The 16,598-nt window shown below is 73.5% G+C and carries 20 protein-coding genes; 11 read left to right on the top strand and 9 right to left on the bottom strand.

Annotated features, from left to right (window positions below):
* Positions 1-67: 67 nt before the first annotated feature.
* The gene (locus FRAQA3DRAFT_RS20170) at positions 68-424 is read right to left on the bottom strand and encodes a hypothetical protein (RefSeq protein WP_157467517.1); all 357 of its coding nucleotides are present in this window, start codon (positions 422-424) and stop codon (positions 68-70) included.
* Between the two features lie 203 nt (positions 425-627).
* Here FRAQA3DRAFT_RS20170 and FRAQA3DRAFT_RS20165 point away from each other — a divergent pair, with 203 nt between their 5' ends.
* From FRAQA3DRAFT_RS20165 to FRAQA3DRAFT_RS20140, 6 genes are all read left to right on the top strand, one after another.
* Positions 628-1,413 carry a hemerythrin domain-containing protein gene (locus tag FRAQA3DRAFT_RS20165; RefSeq protein ID WP_009740903.1) on the top strand — a complete coding sequence of 262 codons (786 nt, stop codon included), beginning with the start codon at positions 628-630 and terminating at the stop codon, positions 1,411-1,413.
* A 240-nt stretch (positions 1,414-1,653) separates the two neighbouring features.
* The gene (locus FRAQA3DRAFT_RS20160; RefSeq protein ID WP_009740902.1) at positions 1,654-2,850 is read left to right on the top strand and encodes a PP2C family protein-serine/threonine phosphatase; all 1,197 of its coding nucleotides are present in this window, start codon (positions 1,654-1,656) and stop codon (positions 2,848-2,850) included.
* Positions 2,850-4,664, top strand: coding sequence for a CHASE3 domain-containing protein (locus FRAQA3DRAFT_RS20155; protein ID WP_009740901.1), 1,815 nt, complete (start codon positions 2,850-2,852; stop codon positions 4,662-4,664). The genes FRAQA3DRAFT_RS20160 and FRAQA3DRAFT_RS20155 overlap by 1 nt, the downstream gene beginning before the upstream one ends.
* Entirely contained in the window at positions 4,661-5,101 is a 441-nt protein-coding gene (locus tag FRAQA3DRAFT_RS20150) for a response regulator (protein ID WP_009740900.1), read from the top strand. Before FRAQA3DRAFT_RS20155 ends, FRAQA3DRAFT_RS20150 begins: the two co-directional genes overlap by 4 nt.
* Before the next feature lie 227 nt (positions 5,102-5,328).
* Positions 5,329-5,988 (top strand): TIGR03085 family metal-binding protein, encoded by a 660-nt coding sequence (locus FRAQA3DRAFT_RS20145; RefSeq protein WP_009740899.1) that lies wholly within the window; start codon positions 5,329-5,331, stop codon positions 5,986-5,988.
* 236 nt (positions 5,989-6,224) lie between these two features.
* On the top strand, positions 6,225-6,704 hold the full coding sequence (locus FRAQA3DRAFT_RS20140) for an NUDIX hydrolase (protein ID WP_009740898.1): 480 nt from the start codon (positions 6,225-6,227) through the stop codon (positions 6,702-6,704).
* A gap of 123 nt (positions 6,705-6,827) precedes the next feature.
* Here the strand turns inward: FRAQA3DRAFT_RS20140 and FRAQA3DRAFT_RS37470 are convergent, their stop codons facing one another.
* Positions 6,828-7,688: a glycoside hydrolase family 26 protein gene (locus FRAQA3DRAFT_RS37470; protein WP_232291677.1), complete on the bottom strand. Its 861-nt coding sequence runs from the start codon at positions 7,686-7,688 to the stop codon at positions 6,828-6,830.
* Here FRAQA3DRAFT_RS37470 and FRAQA3DRAFT_RS37465 point away from each other — a divergent pair.
* The 3 genes from FRAQA3DRAFT_RS37465 to FRAQA3DRAFT_RS20125 all read left to right on the top strand — a co-directional run bounded on the left by FRAQA3DRAFT_RS37465 (position 7,687) and on the right by FRAQA3DRAFT_RS20125 (position 9,920).
* Positions 7,687-7,878, top strand: coding sequence for a hypothetical protein (locus tag FRAQA3DRAFT_RS37465; protein WP_232291676.1), 192 nt, complete (start codon positions 7,687-7,689; stop codon positions 7,876-7,878). The two genes, FRAQA3DRAFT_RS37470 and FRAQA3DRAFT_RS37465, sit on opposite strands and share 2 nt — an antisense overlap.
* Positions 7,879-8,753: 875 nt before the next feature.
* Complete coding sequence (locus FRAQA3DRAFT_RS20130; RefSeq protein ID WP_009740896.1) at positions 8,754-9,392, top strand: CD225/dispanin family protein; 639 nt, start codon at positions 8,754-8,756, stop codon at positions 9,390-9,392.
* 12 nt (positions 9,393-9,404) lie between these two features.
* A complete protein-coding gene (locus tag FRAQA3DRAFT_RS20125; protein WP_009740895.1) occupies positions 9,405-9,920 on the top strand; it encodes a CD225/dispanin family protein in 516 nt (171 codons plus the stop codon).
* On the opposite strand, the gene FRAQA3DRAFT_RS20120 is transcribed toward FRAQA3DRAFT_RS20125, so the two are convergent.
* The 5 genes from FRAQA3DRAFT_RS20120 to FRAQA3DRAFT_RS36180 form a co-directional block, all read right to left on the bottom strand.
* Positions 9,889-10,686 carry a cytochrome b/b6 domain-containing protein gene (locus tag FRAQA3DRAFT_RS20120; protein ID WP_009740894.1) on the bottom strand — a complete coding sequence of 266 codons (798 nt, stop codon included), beginning with the start codon at positions 10,684-10,686 and terminating at the stop codon, positions 9,889-9,891. The two genes, FRAQA3DRAFT_RS20125 and FRAQA3DRAFT_RS20120, sit on opposite strands and share 32 nt — an antisense overlap.
* Positions 10,673-11,332 carry a molybdopterin-dependent oxidoreductase gene (locus tag FRAQA3DRAFT_RS20115; protein WP_009740893.1) on the bottom strand — a complete coding sequence of 220 codons (660 nt, stop codon included), beginning with the start codon at positions 11,330-11,332 and terminating at the stop codon, positions 10,673-10,675. The genes FRAQA3DRAFT_RS20120 and FRAQA3DRAFT_RS20115 overlap by 14 nt, the downstream gene beginning before the upstream one ends.
* A 141-nt stretch (positions 11,333-11,473) precedes the next feature.
* On the bottom strand, positions 11,474-12,580 hold the full coding sequence (locus FRAQA3DRAFT_RS31705; RefSeq protein ID WP_009740892.1) for a CD225/dispanin family protein: 1,107 nt from the start codon (positions 12,578-12,580) through the stop codon (positions 11,474-11,476).
* 140 nt (positions 12,581-12,720) lie between these two features.
* Positions 12,721-13,164, bottom strand: a complete 444-nt coding sequence (locus FRAQA3DRAFT_RS20105; RefSeq protein WP_198286937.1) for a hypothetical protein — start codon at positions 13,162-13,164, stop codon at positions 12,721-12,723.
* Positions 13,164-13,511, bottom strand: coding sequence for a hypothetical protein (locus FRAQA3DRAFT_RS36180; protein WP_198286936.1), 348 nt, complete (start codon positions 13,509-13,511; stop codon positions 13,164-13,166). The genes FRAQA3DRAFT_RS20105 and FRAQA3DRAFT_RS36180 overlap by 1 nt, the downstream gene beginning before the upstream one ends.
* 145 nt (positions 13,512-13,656) lie before the next feature.
* Here FRAQA3DRAFT_RS36180 and FRAQA3DRAFT_RS20100 point away from each other — a divergent pair, with 145 nt between their 5' ends.
* Complete coding sequence (locus FRAQA3DRAFT_RS20100; RefSeq protein ID WP_009740890.1) at positions 13,657-14,100, top strand: hypothetical protein; 444 nt, start codon at positions 13,657-13,659, stop codon at positions 14,098-14,100.
* Positions 14,097-14,741 carry a dTMP kinase gene (locus tag FRAQA3DRAFT_RS20095; RefSeq protein WP_009740889.1) on the top strand — a complete coding sequence of 215 codons (645 nt, stop codon included), beginning with the start codon at positions 14,097-14,099 and terminating at the stop codon, positions 14,739-14,741. Before FRAQA3DRAFT_RS20100 ends, FRAQA3DRAFT_RS20095 begins: the two co-directional genes overlap by 4 nt.
* An 81-nt stretch (positions 14,742-14,822) precedes the next feature.
* On the opposite strand, the gene FRAQA3DRAFT_RS20090 is transcribed toward FRAQA3DRAFT_RS20095, so the two are convergent.
* Both FRAQA3DRAFT_RS20090 and FRAQA3DRAFT_RS20085 read right to left on the bottom strand, forming a co-directional pair.
* Positions 14,823-15,338, bottom strand: a complete 516-nt coding sequence (locus FRAQA3DRAFT_RS20090) for a hypothetical protein (RefSeq protein ID WP_009740888.1) — start codon at positions 15,336-15,338, stop codon at positions 14,823-14,825.
* Positions 15,339-15,480: 142 nt separating this feature from the next.
* Positions 15,481-16,419 (bottom strand): acyl-ACP desaturase, encoded by a 939-nt coding sequence (locus FRAQA3DRAFT_RS20085; protein ID WP_009740887.1) that lies wholly within the window; start codon positions 16,417-16,419, stop codon positions 15,481-15,483.
* Positions 16,420-16,598 lie beyond the last annotated feature (179 nt).

The following is a 16,598-nucleotide window of genomic DNA, read 5'->3' as shown; positions in this document are numbered from 1 at the left end:
CAGCCGAGGCGGCTCGGGCAGCCGAGGCGGCTCAGGTGGGTGAGGCGGCTCGGGTGGGTGAGGCGGCTCAGGTGGGTGAGTCGGCGGGGGCCCGCAGCCGGCGGGTCCAGGCGCCCTCGACGATCTCGCCGCGGGCGTCGATGATCGCCCAGTCGACGACGTCGGCGCTGCGGATGCGCAGCGGCCGGCCCATCCGGATGTGCGCCACCGACGGGTGCGCCCCGTCGTTCAGGCTGCGCCCACCCAGCAGGGTCGCGTGCTGCCAGCTGGACACCAGGGCCCAGGGCCATTCAGCCCCGTCCGGGACCGCCACCTGATGGCGGACGATCAGGGTCCCCAGGGGCGGAAGGTCATGGCCGAGAAACCGGCGCCGGACGTCGGCGAGGCGTGAGCGGGCGGCGAAGACTGCCTGGTCCCGGGCCATAGGGACATTACTGCCAACCATGCCCGCAATAGTAGTGGAATCCTTCCTTACGGTAGGCATCGGCGCGGGCGACCAGCACCTTTTGTGGTGCTCTCGGTTCCGCTACGTGAGGACCGTCGGGATGCGGCCCCGGTCGCGAAGGCGTAACTTCACAGTGCTGGTAACTCTCCGCTAGGTATCGGCCCGTTGCGGGCGAGGTGATCATGGCTGAGACGTTGACGACCCTGGTGGACGCGGCGCACAAGGACGCCGTCCATCTGATCGAGCTGTCCCGCGACGGCGGCGACGCGGCCGGCGCCCCGGACGCGCCGCCCAGCGATCCGCGCCAGGCGCTGCACGCCAGCGACGCGGCGGTGGCGGCCGTCTCCGCCCACCTCAGCGCAATGGAGGCCGTGGTCTACCCGGAGATGGCCCGCCGGGTGTCGGGGGGTCGGGCGCGGGTCGCGGAGCTGGGCCGGCTGGCCCGCCGCTGCTCGTCGGTGATGCGCGGCATCGAGCAGTACGTGCAGGGCGACCTCAATCACCCGGTGGACAGCGTCGCCAGCCTGCGCCGGGACCTCGCGGCGCTGCTCGCCGAGCACGCGAAGACGGAGGACGGGCTGCTGCGTGAGCTCACCGAACGGCTCTCCGAGGCCGATCGCCAGCGTCTGCTCGAGCGCTTCGCCGATGCCATGCGCCACGCGCCGACCCGGCCACACCCGCATCTGGGGCACGGGGGGATCTTCGGCGGCAGCCTGGCGATCCGCCTGCTCGGCAGCTTCGACCACCTGCTCGACGTCATGGACGCGCGCGAGGTGGCCGGTGCCCCGGTGCGGGCTCCCGCGCCCGCCGGGCTGTGGGGCTGGTACCTGCTGGGTCGGCCCACCTCGCCCGCCCCGGAGTGGCCCGCGGCGGATCAGCCCGCCCCCGGGTCCGACCGGTCCGGGTCCGACCGGTCCGGGTCCGAGCCGGAGCCTTCCGCCGCCCGCGGGACCGGCCCGCGGCGCTGAGCCCGCCAGGTGCCCGCCCGCCGCGGGGCCGGGGCCCGGTGTGGTCGCCCGCCGGATCCCCGACGGTTCGGGCGCCGGAAGCCCTGACCCGATGGTGAAATGTTCCTAACCTCGCTCTGGTGGCGGCGGTAGTGGATAGCGCGTTCGGCGTTCCACTGCGCGCGGTTGCCCATGGGCATGCCATGCTTCGGGTCCAGGATGGGCCGATATGGCCCGCGTGTCGTGCACTGCCGAGGAGATGTGTCAGGAACCGAGAGCACCGCGGTCCGGGTGCCAGGAACGGAACCGGCGGATGCGGTTTGGCCGGTACTCCTCGTCGAGGACGATGATGCGGACGCCTTCCTGGTGTCCGAGCTGCTCGACGAGGTGGCGGCGCCGGTCGAACTGAGCCGGGTGCGCACCGTGGCCGAGGCGGTCCGCCGCAGCGAGCAGGTCGCCTGCGTGCTGCTGGACCTCGGGTTGCCCGACAGCGAGGGCCTCTCGGCGCTGCGCCGGCTGCTGGCGGTGGAGGCGGGCGCGCCGGTCGTCGTGCTCACCGGCCTGGTCGACGAGTACCGGGGCGCCCAGGCGGTCGCCGCCGGCGCCCAGGACTACCTCGTCAAGGGCCAGGTCGACGGGCGGGACCTGGTGCGCGCCGTGCGCTACGCGATCGAGCGCAAGCGGGCCGACACGGCGGCGCAGGCGCTGCGTGAGTCGGAGCTGCGGGCCGATGAGCGGGCCCGGCTCGAACGCGGGCTGCTGCCCCGTCCGCTCTACGACGACCACGGGCTGCGCCACGCCGCCCGCTACCGGCCCGGCCGGCAGCAGTCGCTGCTCGGCGGCGACTTCTACGACATGGTGTCCACCCCCGACGGGACGGTCCACGTGCTGCTCGGCGACGTCTGCGGGCACGGCCCGGACGAGGCCGCCCTCGGGGTCAGCCTGCGCATCGCCTGGCGCACCCTCGTCCTGGCCGGGGTTGCGGAGGCCGACCGGCTCGGGTATCTCCAGCGGGTGCTGGTCAGCGAACGTGAACGCGACGAGATCTTCGCCACGGTCTGTGCCCTCTCGATCGCGCCCGACCGGGACTCGGTGCGGATGCGCCTGGCCGGGCATCCGCCGCCCGCGCTGCTGCACCCACGGCTCGCCGCGCTTCCCGGCGACGTCGTCGGGCCGGCCCTCGGCATCCTCGACGAGGACCTCACCGAGGAGGTGCTGGTCGAACTCGGCCCGCGGTGGGTGCTGCTGCTGGCGACCGACGGCCTGCTGGAGGGGCGGGAGGGGCCCGGCGGGGAGCCTCTCGGCTGGGAGGGCGTGCTGCCCGAGATCGCCCAGCTGTGGCCCCCGGACGGACCGGACGGCCTGCTCGACAGCCTCATCGACCGGGTCGAGGCCCGCAACGGCGGCCCGCTCACCGACGACGTCGCCCTGCTGCTGCTGATGTGGGGGGCCGACTGATGGCATCGCCCGGAGAACCTTCCGGCGCGGACTCGGCCGCCTCGGCGCAGGTGGGCGACCCGACGGCGGGCGGCCCGACGGCGGGCGGCCCGACGGCGGGCGGCCCGACGGCGGGCGGCGATGGGGACGCGCCGAAGCGGTTCGGGTTCGGGCGGAACTGGCGGCTACGGCGCCGTCTGGGGGTCACCTACTCGGTCGCGGCGGCGGCGCTGCTCATCATCGTCGGGCTCGTCGTGTCGTCGCTGGTGCGGCTGGACAACGCCATCCACACCCGTAGCGACATCCTCGCGCCCGCGCTGCTCCGCTCCGCGCAGCTCGTCGGCAGCCTGGTCGACCAGGAGACCGGCATGCGCGGCTACCTGCTCCAGGGCAGGGAGGACTTCCTCGCGCCCTACGACGCCGGTCGCCAGGAGGAACGCGCCGACCTGACGGATCTGCACCGGTGGCTCGACGACCGGCCCGGCCTGCCCGCGAAGCTCGCCACGTTGGAGGCGCGGATCGGGGCATGGCACCGCGACTACGCCGACCCGGCCATCGCCGCGGTCCGGACGCGGGGGCCGACCGCGGCGACGCTGCTGTCGCCGGAGCTCGGCAAGGCCCGCTTCGACGCGGTCCGCGCCGCCTCCGACGATCTGGAGTCGACGCTGCGGGTGCAGGCGATCGCGGCCCGGGACAATGTCGGCGCCGCGCTGCGTTTCCTGGTCCTCTGTCTCGCGATCGGCGCGCTGGTCCTGGTCGTCCTGCTCGCGGTGATCGCACGGGCGCTGCGGGTGTGGGTCACCCGGCCGATCGAGCAGATGGCTCGCGACGCGCGGACCGTCGCCTCGGGCCATCTCGTCCATGTCGTCGAACAGACCGGGCCGCCCGACATCGTCGCGCTGGCCGGCGACGTGGAGTCGATGCGCCAGCAGCTCCTGGGCGAGCTGGGGGTCGCGCGGGCGGCGCGCATCGCGGTGGAGACGCAGGCCGAGGTGCTGCAGCGGTCCAACCGTGACCTGGAGCAGTTCGCCTATGTCGCCTCGCACGACCTGCAGGAGCCGCTGCGGAAGGTGGCGAGCTTCTGCCAGCTGCTGGAGCGGCGCTACGGCGACAAGCTCGACGAGCGGGGGACGCAGTACATCGCCTTCGCCGTCGACGGCGCCAAGCGGATGCAGCAGCTCATCAACGACCTGCTCGCGTTCTCCCGGGTCGGGCGGACCACCGAGGGCTTCGTCGACATCGGGCTCGGTGAGGTCCTCGGCCGGGCCACGACCACCCTGTCCATGACGATCGAGAGCCTGCAGGCCGAGGTCACCGCGGACGAGCTGCCCGTCGTGCGGGGGGACCCGGTTCTGCTCACCCAGCTGCTGGCGAACCTGATCGGCAACGCGCTGAAGTTCCGTGGCGACGAGGTCCCGCGCGTGCATGTCGGCGCCGTCGAGCGGGAAGAGGACTGGGAGTTCTTCTGCGCGGACAACGGCATCGGGATCGACCCGGAGTACGCCGAGAAGATCTTCGTGATCTTTCAGCGCCTGCACGGCCGGGACGTGTACGAGGGTACGGGCATCGGGCTGGCCCTGTGCCGCAAGATCGCCGAGTTCCACGGTGGCAGGATCTGGCTGGACGCGACGGTGAAACACGGCACGACCTTCCGGTTCACGCTGCCGAAGCGGTCACTGCTGGCCTCGATGTCCGAGCCGGCCGCGCTGGTCAGCGCCGTGGGGGCAGCCGGCCTGCCGTCGCCGGCACCGTCCGATCCCGCACCGTCCGATCCCGCACCGTCCACCCCTGCCCCCGCCCCCAGCAGCGCAAGGCCATCCGGAGGATCATCGTGAGCGAGCCGCTCGTCCCTGTCGAGGTGCTTCTCGTCGAGGACGATCCCGGGGACGTGCTGATGACCCGGGAGGCGTTCGAGGATCACAAGCTGCGCAACCACCTCAACGTGGTCAGCGACGGCGTCGAGGCGCTGGCCTACCTGCGCGGCGAGGGAGAGTACGCGGGCGCGCCCCGCCCCGACCTGATCCTGCTCGACCTGAACCTGCCGCGCCGCGACGGGCGGGAGGTGCTGCGCGAGGTCAAGGCCGACGAGCGGCTGCGGCGGATCCCGGTGGTGGTGCTCACCACCTCCGAGGCGGAGGAGGACGTGCTGCGCAGCTACGACCTGCACGCCAACGCCTACATCACCAAGCCGGTCGACTTCGACCGGTTCGTGGCTGTGGTGCGCCACATCGACGACTTCTTCGTGACGGTCGCCCGCCTGCCCGGGCAGTAGGCCCGCCCGGCCCGCCGTCCGCGGCCGCACCGCCGGGCGACACCGCGCTGGTGGGACATCTCACCGGCGCCGGCGGTGGCCTCGGCGTGGCCGGCCGTCCGCTGGGCGGATGACCTGCCGGGGGTGGCCGTCCTACCGGTCCCGGGCGGGGCGAAGATTACGGAATCGATGCGCGACGCCGATCGCGGTGCGCCCCGCGACGGCCGCCGTCGCCTAGAGTGCGGCTCATGGCGACCGGACCGGAACCCGCCCAGCGCCGCGCCCGTGCGCAGCGGCAGGCGCTCGCGGATCTGCTCACCGACCTCGGCCCAGGTCATCCCACCCTCTGTACAGGGTGGACCAACCACGATCTGGCCGCGCACCTCGTCACCCGGGAGCGGGTGCCCTGGGCCGCGCCCGGCCTGGTCATCAACAGCCTGCACGGCATCACCGAGTGGGCCGAGCGGGCCACCATGCGGGGCCACACCTATCCCGAGCTGGTGGAGACCTTCCGCGCCGGACCACCGTGGTGGCAGCCGACTCGCCTCGGGCTGATCGACGATGCGGCGAACTTCATCGAGTTCTTCGTCCACGTCGAGGACATCCGCCGCGCGGACGTCGGCTGGGAGCCGCGCGAGCTGGACGACACGAGCCGCGACGCGATGTGGGCGGCCCTGCGGCTGATCGGATTCGCCGGGTTCCGCCGGGCCGGCCTCGGCGTCGTGGCGGAGCGCACAGACCGGCCGGGCCGGCGTACCCTGCACGCCGGCGAGCCGGCCGTGGAGATCATGGGCCCGCCGGAGGAGCTCGTCCTCTACGCGTTCGGGCGCAGCGAGGTCGCGCGGGTCGAGCTGCGCGGCGCCGACGACGACGTCGAGAGCCTGCGCGCCACCCCCGTCGGCCTCTAGCCCGGCCTGGCCTGGCTCGGTTTGGCCACGATCCGGCCTCGATCCCTGCATATCCGGAGCCCTTCCGCGTCCGATTTATCCCTCCGGATAAGCATGGCGGCTTATCCCTCCGGATAAGCGTGGCGGCCGGTTGGCCGGCCAGGTGGGTGGTTGGCCGGCGGCGATTCGCGCCACATAGGGGGGTCGGGGTGTCGGTGGGGGGCATCTGAGGAGGCGCGGGCTGCGAGGCTGGCGGCATGGCCCCGCAAACCCGCCTGGCCGCGCGGGTCGTGCTCGTCGACCCCTCCGACGCGGTACTCCTGCTCAGGTCACATGATCCGACCCTCGACGTCGCGCCGCAGTGGTGGCACGTGCCCGGCGGCGGCCTCGACTCGGGGGAGAGCACCGAGCAGGCCGCGGTCCGGGAGGTGTTCGAGGAGGTCGGGTACCGCCTCCCCGACCCGGGGCCGGCGGTCGCCACCCGCCGGACGTCGTTTACCTACCTGGGCCGCGAGTACCGGCAGTTCGAGACGTTTTTCGTCGCGCGGGTCCCGCACCGCCTCGAACTCGACCCGTCGTCCTGGACGGAGATCGAGCGCCGGTCGATCCTCGGCTGGGCCTGGTGGACCGTGCCCGAGCTGCGGGCGACGGAGCAGACCGTGTACCCGACGTGCCTGGTCGACCTCGTCGACGGCTGGCTGCGAGCGGGACCGCCGACGGCGCCGATCCGGCTGTGACCGCCGTCGGCGTCCGCCCGCCCCGTCCGGCGGTCGGCGGTCGGCGGTCGGCGGTCGGCGCATGGTGCGCGTGGGTGGTGGGTGGCGGCCCGGCGCGATCACCGCGGCGGGCCGCCACCCGGTTCACCACAGCGAGGCGTAGCTGGCGGCGCCGCTCGGGTTCTCGTTCGGGCCGACCAGGGACGAGTGCACGTTGCCGGCCTCGGAGTTGTTGAAGTACGTCTCGTAGGCGAGCACGTCCCGGTTCGCGGCGAACGTCTGGTACATGTTGCGGATGTAGACGGGGTTGTCCCCGCCGGCCTGCCCGGCCCGGCCCGCGCCCGTGTCGGACCTGCCGACCAGGCCCCATTCCGGGACTGAGAACTGCTTGCCGTGCGCCCGCGCAAACGCGATCACCGAGCACAGCCCGGTCGCCTCGGCGCACTGCTTGGCGAAGGCCGCGTCGGTGGTGCTCGCCGGCCACTGGTCGTAGGTGTCGATCCCGATGATGTCGACGTACTGGTCACCCGGGTACACCGACCAGGCGCCGCCGCTGTGGGCGTTGAGCGCCCAGTCGATGCGGGCCTGCGGGTCCGTCGAGCGGATCGCGCTGACGACCTGCCGGAAGCAGTTCACCCAGGTGGTGGCGTTCGTCTTGGACACCGACCAGGGGAACCAGTTGCCGTTGAACTCCCAGGCGAGCCGGACGATGCTCGCCGGGCGGCCCTTGTTGACCAGCCAGCGGCCGAAGTCGGCCCAGCGGCTGGAGTAGGCGCCACTCGCGCACGAGTTCATGTCGCCGCCGCCGGTCGGGTAGAAGGGCTGCGAGATGATCCACGTGCCGTTGAACGTCGAGAACTTCTCCGGCCCGCTGCCGACCCACGGGTTGGTGATGGTCTGCCAGCTCGACCGGTCGGTGAAGGTGAGCACGGCGTTGACGGGCGAGCCGCGGAAGCTCTCCCACGCTCGCACCTGCGTCATCGAGCCGGCGGAGACGCCGCTCATGCCGCCGGGCACGGAGCCGCCCCCGCCGCTGACGGGCACGATGGGTATCTGGACGACCGGGGGCTGCGTCGGCGGCCTGGTGGTCGGGGCCGCCGGCCTGGTGGTGGTCGGGGCCGCCGGCTTCGCAACGGTCGTGCTGGTCCCCGCACCCGCGGCCGGCCGGCTGGGGGACGGCGAGGCCACGACGTGACCGCGACCCGTGCCGCGCGTCCGCGTCGACGCGCTGGGCGTCGCCTTCGGATCGCCGCCGCGGGGGCGCGAGTTCACGTGGGCGGCGGCTGCCTCGACGGTGGTGGATCCGCTCTCGCCGACCGAGTCGCGCTCGGGGGCGATGTTCCAGCCAAGGGCGGCGGCCATCAGGGCCAGAACGCCGAGTGAGGCGATCCAGGCAGGGTGGTATGGACGGCGGCGTCGACGTCGGGAGCCGGCTCGGGCTCTGGGTGGGCTGGGGTTGCCCTCCGGTCGGTGTTTCACCGCTGATATCCCTCCGTGCGTGGCGGTGGCGTCGTCAGAACCCCCCCGGGTCCCTGCTTCGGCGTCGAAGCTGATGACCTCCATGTCGCGCAGCGGCCTGAGATGTATGGGTTGGCCGCCGGGTTACCCCCTCGGTGCCCCGGCTGCCTGCCTAGTTAGATATGACGAGACCCTACACGGACGGAATCTGAACCGTTGTCCCTGGTCGAGCGCTATGGGCGATTCGTCCGGGCTGGTGGCTCCCGAACCATGTGAGTGTCTTGTGGGAGTCGTGTGTTTGATGGGTTCGGCGGCCCCCTCGGGGACCCCCGCCCGCTCGCCGGTCCAAGGGCCTGGCGGTCCGGTCGTTCCGATCGCGCCGCGTGGTGTGGACATATGGCGGAGAGAGATCCCGGTTGTGTCACAATGTGCGCGCGGACTGGGGCGCCGTGGTGGTTCACGTCGGTGACCCACGGGATTTCGCGGGGATCGGGGTGCATGGCCGGCGCGAGCCGGCGACACCTGGTCTGGTGCCCCGGTGGTCATGGCAGCCAGGCGCGGCGGCGGTCGGGCTTCGGCCCGGCCGCCCCGCCGACATCAGGAGTGCACCGTATGTCCCAGCCACCCGAGTACCCGCCGGGCGGGTATCCGCAGGGCGGTCACGACCAGGGCGGTTACGGCCAGGGCCAGGGCGGTTACGGCCAGGGTCAGGGCGGATACGGCCAGGGTCAGGGCGGATACGGCCAGGGTCAGGGCGGTTACGGCCAGGACGGTTACGGCCAGGGCCAGGGCGGTTACGGCCAGGGCGGCTACGGGGCCCCCGCGCCGGGCTATGGACCGCCGCCGGGTGGGTATGGCGCGCCGCAGGGCTTCGGAAGCCCGGAGGGCTACGGCGCGCCCCCGGGCTACGGGGCTCCCGGAGGTTTCGGCGGCCCCGGCGGATTCGGCCCGCCGCCGCCGTACGGCCGACCGATCCCGACCTACCTGTGGCAGTCGATCGTCGTGACAATCCTGTGCTGCCTGCCCGCGGGGGTCGTGGCGATCGTCTACGCGACCAAGGTCGACGGCCGCCGGCAGATCGGCGACGTCAACGGCGCGCTCGACGCCTCCAAGAAGGCGCGGCTGTGGTGCATCATCTCGGCGCTTGCCGCCCTCGTGCCGGTGATCGTCGTCATCATCGTGGCCGCGGCCGGCGGTTTCGACAGCAGCTCGGGCACGTCGTATTCGACGCTCGGGCCGATCGCGGTCTGAGAGCGCCCGCCGGTGACCAGCCCGCCCGGTGATGAGCGACCGGACCCGTCCGACGTCGGCTCGCCCTCGCCGTGGAACCCGCGCCCCGCCGACCCCACCACCACGGGCCTGCCGGACAGTTCAGGCTGGCCGGACAGTTCGACCCGGTCGGCTGGCTCGGGCTGGTCGGACTTCTCGGGGCCGCCGGGCGTCCCGGGCTGGCCGGACGGGTCCGGTCAGCCCGGCGGCTACCCGCAGCAACTGCCGGCTGCCGTCCCGACGCCTGCCGCGGACCGGCCCATCCGGACCTACCTGTGGCAGTCGCTCGTCGCGACGTTGCTGTGCTGTCTGCCCACGGGGATCGTGGCGATCGTCTACGCCACGCAGGCACAGACCCGGCTGCAGGTCGGCAACCTCGCGGGTGCCCGGGAGGCGTCGGGCCGGGCCAGACGTTGGTGCATCGTCTCGCTCATCGCCTTCGTGGCGGTCCTGCTGGTCTACATCGTGGCCATTGTGATCATTGTGGCGATCGCGTCGCGCAACGACTGATCCCGCCGCCGCCGCTGGCACTGGTGCCGCCGCTGGCACTGGTGCCGCCGTCGCGGCCGGCGGTCTCGCCCGTCGGCGCGGGGTGGTCCGGTCCGGCCGCCCCCGGCGACCACGCGGGATGTTCCCGGGCGGCCCACCAGACGGGCACCGTGCCGGTGCGCATCCCGACCCGCGCGACGGGGTCGTGGGCCGCCATCCACAGATGCCCGACGACTCCGAAGAACAGGCCGTAGGCGAGCAGGTCGTGCACGAACGTGGCGCCGGTGCGGTAGCCGACCGGGATCGGGCCCAGCGGCCCGGCTCCCCACTGCATGATCACACCGGTGCCCAGCATCACCAGGGCGCCCCCCGCCACGAAGGCGGCGAACAGCTTCTGCCCGGCGTTGAACTTCCCGACGCCGGGGGCGATCCGGGCCCGCGCCGCGGCCCGCCGCCATGAGCCGAACCGCAGGCTGGCGCGCAGCCAGGCGCGGTCGGCCGCGGTGAACCGGTTGAGCGCCCGCAGGTCGCGGCGGTAGCCGGCCGAACCGGCCGCGGCGAGCATCGGCACCGGCAGGGCGAGCCCGGCGTAGAGGTGAACGGTCTCGACGAGCTGGCGGCGACCCACCAACCGGGCCAGCTGCGGCAGGTAGAGCGTGGCGCCGGTGAGAAGGCAGCAGCCCATCAGGGCCGCCGTCGACCAGTGCACCCACCGGGGCACTCGGCCGAACCGGCGGACCAGGCCCGACGCGAGGGCGGTCGGCGGCGGAGGGTCAGACGGCTTCATCGGCACGCCCGTTCGACCGGCCGACCCAGCCGTCGACGTCGTACCCCTGGCGCTCCCAGTAGCCCGGGGCGACCGCGTCGACCACCTCGATCTCGTCCAGCCATTTGATCGACTTGTAGCCGTACATCGGCGCCACGTACAGCCGGACGGGGCCGCCGTGGTCGTGCGTCACCGGCGCGCCGAGCATGGTCAGCGCTACCAGGACGTCCGGCCGGGTGGCCTGGGCGAGAGTGAGGCTCTCGTCGTAGAGACCGTCGAAGGAACGGAAGGTCAGTGCGGTGGCGGTGGGCTGGACGCCGGCCGCGGCGAGCAGGTCGCGCAGTAGCACGCCCGACCAGTGCACCGCTGCGACCCGCCAGCCCGTCACGCACTGGAAGTCGCGGACCAGGGTTGTCTGCCGCATCCGGCCGAGGTCGGCCAGCGTCAGCGTCAGCGGCCGGTCGACCAGGCCGTGCAGGCGTAGTCGGTAGTCGTTCGGGCCGAGCCTGGGGACGCTGGAGGTCACCGTGTAATAGCGGAAACCCCCGACGGGCACGAGGTCGGACAGCCCCGTCGGGTCCTTCTCCCGGATCGGGGTGACCACCCGCTCGACGGCGCGTTCCACCGGCGCCCCGAAGGCGACCCCCGCGGCACCGAGGGTGATCATGCCGAGGACGACCCGTCGTCCCACCGGCGTGCCGTCGGATGCCACATCGTTCAGTGAACACCGCCGTCGGTCCATTCGGCGGCGGAGCCGGGATCGGCAGCACTCCGTAAGGATCGGGCTGCCGTAAGGATCGGGCTGCCGTCAGCCCGGGCCGTTACGGCCCCCGACGGCGGCCAGGACGCCGAGGATGACGACGCCGGCGGCGGTCGCGGCCAGGCACCAGACGCGGCAGCGCCGCGAGGCCAGCCGCGCCCCGGCCACGTCGCCCCGGGCGAGCCGGTCGGTGGTCCGCAGCGAGTACACCAGCCCGAACGCCCCGACGGGCGCACACAGGATGGTCGCCACGATGGACAGGCCGAGGTGGTTGCGGACCCGCACGGCCCGGTGGCTGGGCGCCCGCCGCTGCGGCAGCCGATCCCCGCCACCCGCGGGCGGGCGGGTCGGCGGCCAGGGCCGGGGATCCGGTGCGTGCCGGGTCCTGGCATTGGGATGGACGCCGTTCTCGGTTCGGGTGCCGTTCTCGGTCCGGATGCTGAAGCCGGTCCGGATGCTGAAGCCGGTGCGTGTACTGAAGGCAGCCCGCGTGCTGAAGCCGGCGGGGGCGGTGGAGTCTGTGGCGGCGCTGGAGTCGGCGTGGGCGGCGGGACCGGTGTGGGTGCCGAGATCGACGCCGGGGCCCGTCGGTCGGGCGCTGCCGACGGGTGCGCCGGTCGGCCGGGTGGGCGGGGACGTCGACCAGGCCGCCCGGCGGTGGGGGTGGGTGCCCGGCCCCTGGAACCGGCTCGTCGGATAGCCGGTCGAGTAGTGGTGACCGCTGGAGAAGAAGTGGTGGCCGGTGGTGTCGTCGCCGCCCGCCACCCGGCGGCTGGGGTGCCGGGCGCGGGCGTCCGTGGGTGGCTGGGTGGCGCGGACCTCCCCGGACGGTGGGGTGGCGCGGACGTCCCGGGTCGGTGGGGTGGTGTGGGTGTCCTTGGGCGGGCGGGTGGCGTGCGCGTCCCGGTGGGGGCGGCCGGTGTGGGCGTCGTAGTCGGCGCGCCACTTGTCGAGCAGCTCGTGCGAGGCGACGATGAGCTGCATCGTGCGGATCGAGCCGGGATGCCGGCTGACCGGGTTGTCCGGGTGGTGGGCGCGGACCCGGGCCCGGTAGGCGCGGCGGATCTCGGCGCGGTCGGCGGAGCGGCTCACACCGAGGACGGCGTAGGCGTCGGTCCCGTCGAGCTCGCGGACGAGCCGGTCGAACGGGCTCACGCGGCAGGGCGATCGGAGCAGGCGGTGTGCCGCTGCCGTCCGGAAGGCGCCATCCGATCCTCCGTCGTCGGCCGGGCACGTTAGGTGGCAATCATAGGCTTTTGCCGGGCCTGCCGTCCGCTCCCATGCCGTCTGTGTGATCAGGCGGTGACATCGCGGCGGCTCAGAGCAACCGCCCCGAGCATGGTGGCCCCGATCGCGTATGCCGTCCCGACGAGCAACGCCGTCCCGTAGCCGGCCTCGGCGACGCCGCCCCGGCCGATCGCGTCGAACACGAGGCCGGGGAACACGCGGGTCGACGCGCCCCACGAGTCCTGGACGATGTGCTCGATCGGGAACGTCCAGGCGACCCCGACCGCCAGGGTGAGCGCGGTCGAGCGCAGCACGAGCCCGAGCACCGTGCCGGCCACCCCGAAGAAGGCCGCGGCGACCAGCGCGTTGAGGTAGCCCGAGGCGAGATGGCCGAAACCGTCGGCGCTCCACCAGGCGGACGTGTCGATCCCGCGGATCGCGGCGACGGCGAGCCCCACCGCCACGCTGAGCACGAGCGCGGCGATCAGCGCGACCGCGACCAGGGTGAGCATCAGCGACATCCGGCCGGCCAGCCAGCCCAGCCGGCGGCGAAGAAGAGGCCGAGCAGCAGGCTCGTCGCGAGCAGCATCACCAGCGGGGCCCGGCGGCGCAGCAGGACGGTCGCTGCGAGCAGGGCGAGCAGCACGAAGGCCGGCGCGTCGAGGGCGCGGGCAGGTGGGACCTGGTCGTGGGCGGCGCCGTTCGACCCGCCGATGACCACCGCGGCGATGGCGATCAGGGCCGCGACCTCCCCGACGGCACGCAGGGGGCCCCGGCGGCGCGCTCGCTGCCCAGGCTGCAATGACGGGCGTGCGAGCGCCGCCGCCCGCGCGGCCACTGACCTGTCCGTGCTCGTCATCACCTGCGACGGTAGCGAGCCGGCGGCGGCGTGCCATCCGTCCGTGGGCGTACGTGGCGTACCGATCGCGGCGTACCGACCGCGACCCGCCCGTCTTGTTACGCTCCCGACCGGATCCGGTGGACGCCGTCGTCGGGGAGGCCGCATGCTCGTGTCGGGAACGCCGCCGACGTTACTGTCGCTGTGGTATCTGGCGGCCTGCCTGGCCGAGCGGGGCGACCAGCTTGAGTACCGGCACCCCCTGGTCGCGGTCCGCAACGCGAACAACCTGGTCGTCGGGGGGCTGGACGTGGTGCGGGGCGAGCCGGCGGCGTCGGCGGTCATCCGTGGGGATGGGTGGTGGTCGCGGGCCGTGCTCGGCACCGCCGCCGCAGCCCTCCCGCCGATCGACGGCCGGGCGCTCACCGGGCTCTGGGCGACCTTCCAGGGCAAGGCGGGCGCGGTGGCGCTGTTGCCGCCCGAGCTGCGCTACGCCCGGATCGAGGCGGCGGCGGCCCGGGCGGGAATCCCCGCCACCCTCGCCGGCCGGCTGCTGAGCTGGTCCGACGCGGTCGTGGAGCACTTCCGCCAGCAGCCGGTGATCGGATGATCATCGCTATCGAGGGCGTCGACGGGGCGGGAAAGAACACGCTGACCGGCAAGCTCGTCGGCCGGCTCACCGACTCCGGGCACAGCGTGGCGACGCTGGCCTACCCGCGGTACACCGCCGAGCCCCTCGGCCCGGCCATGCGCGGGCTGCTCGGGGGCGATGCCCGGCTCGCCGCGCTGGCCGCCGCGCCCCGCGCCACGGCGATGATGTTCGCGCTCGACCGGGCGGCGTCGCGGCCCGAGCTCGACGCCCTGGCCGACGCCAACGACGTGGTCATCCTCGACCGGTACATCGCGTCGAACGCCGCCTACGGCGCGGCGCGGCTGCCGGCGGCCGAGCGTGCCGGCTTCCCCGACTGGGTCGCCGACCTCGAACTCGGCTCGCTGGCCCTGCCCGCCCCCGACCTGCAGGTGCTGCTGCGGGTCCCAGTCGCCAAGGCACGTGCGGGCGCGGCGGCGCGGGCCGACGACGACCCGGACCGGCCGCTGGACGCCTTCGAGACCGACGGCGGCCTGCAGGCGCGGTGCGCGCGGATGTACGAGGACCTGGCCGCCCGGAACTGGGTCTCGCCCTGGTTGATCGTCGACCGGGACAGCGGTGTCGACGCCATCGAGGGGTGGCTCGGCGCGCTGCTGCGCTAGTTCCGCCGCGGCCTCGCGGCTCGGGCGCGGCTCGGGTGCGGCTCGGCGGGTCGGGTCGGGTCGGGTCGGTGGGTCGGCGGGTCAGCAGCCGACGAGGCAGCTCGGCATGACGATCGGTGGGACCCGCACGACGACGCCGGGATCGGCGCCCGAGCCGCGGCGGGGCGGTGCGGGCGTCGGGGCGCGGTGCGGCCCGGACGGTGCCGCCACGGTCATGGCCGTGCGGCCGGCGCCCGTGGTGCTCCCGGCGCTCGGGCCGGCCCAGGCCGGGTTCGTCGCCGGCGAGTCCGCGACGGTGGCGCGTGGGACTGGGGGCGCCGCGTCCTTGCGCCCGTCCGGCGGGGAGGCGGTGCCTCCGCCGGCCGCGACCGAAGCGGCGGCGGAGGGCCGGCTGGTGAGGGGCCGGCCGGGGAGCGGTGCAGCGGTGGTGACGTCGGTGGCGGAGGGGATCGGTTCCCTGGCGCCGACCGCGTCGTCGTCCGGGGCGGGGGCGCCGCGCTGCCCGATCAGGACCGCGACGGCCACGGCGGCGATGGCCACGATCCCCAGCCCGAGCTGCGGGAGGGTGATCCGGACGCTCCCTCGGTGCACGCTCACGGGAGCTCCATCCGTCGACGGCTGCGACGGTCGGACCCTAGCACGAACATCCCAGATCGGGACACTACGGACAGTGGGTCCGCGCACCGCGGCGCCGTCGGACGCAGTCCGGCCAGGCGCAGTCCGGCCAGGCGCAGTCCGGCTAGACCGTGGTCAACGCCTCCGCGCGCCGCGCCAACCGGGCCTGGGTCTGTTCGAACTTCGCCTGCTGCTGAGTGGCGGCCGCGTCGAGGCCGGCGAGGAAGGCGGCGACCTCCTCGCGGGCCTGCTCGCCTGCGGCGTCCAATCCCGTCAGGTCGAAGAAACGCCACTGGCGCAGGATCGGCACCACCACGTCGTCATGGTGAATGCGCAGGTTGTAGATGCCGGCTCGGGCGATCTGGATGGCCTTGCGGCCGAAGTCGCGGATGCCGACGCCGGGCATCTGGAAACCGAGGATCTCGTCCCGGATGGCCTCCACCGTCCGGGACGGGGCGATCTCCAACGCGGCGGCGACCAGGTTCCGGTAGAAGATCATGTGCAGGTTCTCGTCAGCGGCGACGCGGGCCAGCAGCTTCTCGGCGACCGGCTCCGCGCAGAAGCGCCCCGTGTTGCGATGGCTGACGCGGGTCGCCAGCTCCTGGAAGGACACGTAGGCCATCGACTGCAGCGGCGTGATGCCGGGCCGGTTGAAGGCCCTGCTCATCTGGTACATGCGGTCACGTTCGAGGGCGACCGGGTCGACCGCCCGGGTGACCATCAGGTAGTCGCGCATCGCGATCGCGTGGCGGCCCTCCTCGGCCGTCCACCGGTGCACCCAGGTGCCCCAGGCGCCATCCTGGCTGAAACCCTCCGCGATGACCCGGTGATAGCTCGGGAGATTGTCCTCCGTGAGCAGATTGACCTCGAAGGCGATCTGCGCGGCCTTCGAGAGGGACGACTGGCCGGGCTCCCAGGGAACGGTGTCGAAATCCCGGCCCTGGCTCCAGGGGACGTAGTCGTGCGGCATCCACTCGGTGGCGATGCCGAGATGCCGGTTCACGTTCGCCTCGGCGATGGGCTCCAGCTCGCGAAGTAGCTCGGTGTCCGTGAGTGCTGTCATTGGGAAACTGTTCCAGACTGGACGCGCGTCAACCATGTCCCACGGGTGTGGATTCCCGGTCGCCAGACTGTTCCGGCCGGCCAGTCCGGCTGTGCCACCAGGATGTCTGGACCGGGCCCTGGGCGGGCCGGCCGGCGCGCGGCACCGGTCCCTTCACATGGAACTCTCACGATGCTCGG

This window comes from Frankia sp. QA3 (assembly GCF_000262465.1).
Taxonomy (GTDB): domain Bacteria; phylum Actinomycetota; class Actinomycetes; order Frankiales; family Frankiaceae; genus Frankia.
Note: the sequence above shows the minus strand (reverse complement) of the source record. Positions and strands in the feature narration are given on the sequence as shown.

Coding starts and splice junctions, on each gene's coding strand:
- FRAQA3DRAFT_RS20170 (WP_157467517.1), bottom strand. CDS start 424: ATGGCCCGGGACCAGGCAGTCTTCGCCGCCCGCTCACGCCTCGCCGAC.
- FRAQA3DRAFT_RS20165 (WP_009740903.1), top strand. CDS start 628: ATGGCTGAGACGTTGACGACCCTGGTGGACGCGGCGCACAAGGACGCC.
- FRAQA3DRAFT_RS20155 (WP_009740901.1), top strand. CDS start 2,850: ATGGCATCGCCCGGAGAACCTTCCGGCGCGGACTCGGCCGCCTCGGCG.
- FRAQA3DRAFT_RS20145 (WP_009740899.1), top strand. CDS start 5,329: ATGGCGACCGGACCGGAACCCGCCCAGCGCCGCGCCCGTGCGCAGCGG.
- FRAQA3DRAFT_RS20140 (WP_009740898.1), top strand. CDS start 6,225: ATGGCCCCGCAAACCCGCCTGGCCGCGCGGGTCGTGCTCGTCGACCCC.
- FRAQA3DRAFT_RS37465 (WP_232291676.1), top strand. CDS start 7,687: ATGCCGCCGGGCACGGAGCCGCCCCCGCCGCTGACGGGCACGATGGGT.
- FRAQA3DRAFT_RS37470 (WP_232291677.1), bottom strand. CDS start 7,688: ATGAGCGGCGTCTCCGCCGGCTCGATGACGCAGGTGCGAGCGTGGGAG.
- FRAQA3DRAFT_RS20130 (WP_009740896.1), top strand. CDS start 8,754: ATGTCCCAGCCACCCGAGTACCCGCCGGGCGGGTATCCGCAGGGCGGT.
- FRAQA3DRAFT_RS20120 (WP_009740894.1), bottom strand. CDS start 10,686: ATGAAGCCGTCTGACCCTCCGCCGCCGACCGCCCTCGCGTCGGGCCTG.
- FRAQA3DRAFT_RS20115 (WP_009740893.1), bottom strand. CDS start 11,332: ATGATCACCCTCGGTGCCGCGGGGGTCGCCTTCGGGGCGCCGGTGGAA.
- FRAQA3DRAFT_RS20105 (WP_198286937.1), bottom strand. CDS start 13,164: ATGCTCACCCTGGTCGCGGTCGCGCTGATCGCCGCGCTCGTGCTCAGC.
- FRAQA3DRAFT_RS36180 (WP_198286936.1), bottom strand. CDS start 13,511: ATGACGAGCACGGACAGGTCAGTGGCCGCGCGGGCGGCGGCGCTCGCA.
- FRAQA3DRAFT_RS20100 (WP_009740890.1), top strand. CDS start 13,657: ATGCTCGTGTCGGGAACGCCGCCGACGTTACTGTCGCTGTGGTATCTG.
- FRAQA3DRAFT_RS20095 (WP_009740889.1), top strand. CDS start 14,097: ATGATCATCGCTATCGAGGGCGTCGACGGGGCGGGAAAGAACACGCTG.
- FRAQA3DRAFT_RS20085 (WP_009740887.1), bottom strand. CDS start 16,419: ATGACAGCACTCACGGACACCGAGCTACTTCGCGAGCTGGAGCCCATC.